At 44.2% G+C, this 751-nt stretch carries 2 pseudogenes; both read left to right on the forward strand.

Annotated features, from left to right (window positions below):
• A pseudogene (locus GMD1S_RS10630) lies at positions 1–372 on the forward strand (nicotinate phosphoribosyltransferase); the annotation flags it as partial.
• Positions 369–751, forward strand: a pseudogene (locus GMD1S_RS10635) (NAD(+) synthase); the annotation flags it as partial. The pseudogenes GMD1S_RS10630 and GMD1S_RS10635, both read left to right, overlap by 4 nt.

The following is a 751-nucleotide window of genomic DNA, read 5'->3' on the forward strand; positions in this document are numbered from 1 at the left end:
ATTACTAGTCGTGAAAAAGGTAAGTCAGAAGGTGACTACATCACCTATGACGGTGTAGATGTTGCCAGCATGACAGAAATCAAAATGTTCCATCCGACCTATACTTACATTAAGAAGACCGTTCGAAACTTTGATGCTGTTCCTCTCTTGGTGGACATCTTCAAAGCAGGGAAATTAGTTTACAATTTGCCTAGTTTGACTGAGATTAAGGCCTATGCTCGCAAGGAATTTGACAAACTTTGGGATGAGTACAAGCGCGTGCTCAATCCGCAGCACTATCCAGTGGACTTGGCGCGTGATATTTGGCAAGATAAGATGGACTTGATTGATAAGATGCGCAAAGAAGCCCTTGGTGAAGGAGAAGAAGAATGAGTTTGCAAGAGACCATTATCCAGCAACTGGGCGTCAAACCAGTGATTGATGCCCAGGAAGAAATCCGTCGTTCAATTGATTTCTTAAAGAGATACTTGAAAAAACACCCCTTCCTTAAAACCTTTGTACTAGGGATTTCTGGAGGACAAGACTCAACTTTAGCAGGGCGCTTGGCGCAATTAGCTATGGAAGAAATGCGAGCAGAGACAGGAGATAACAGCTACCAATTTATCGCTGTCCGCCTGCCCTATGGCGTGCAAGCTGATGAAGCAGATGCTCAAAAAGCCCTTGATTTCATCCAACCAGATGTCAGTCTAGTTGTAAATATCAAGGAATCAGCTGATGCTATGACAGCTGCAGTCGAAGCGACAGGAAGTCC

The organism is Streptococcus sp. GMD1S, assembly GCF_000296875.1.
Taxonomy (GTDB): Bacteria; Bacillota; Bacilli; order Lactobacillales; family Streptococcaceae; genus Streptococcus.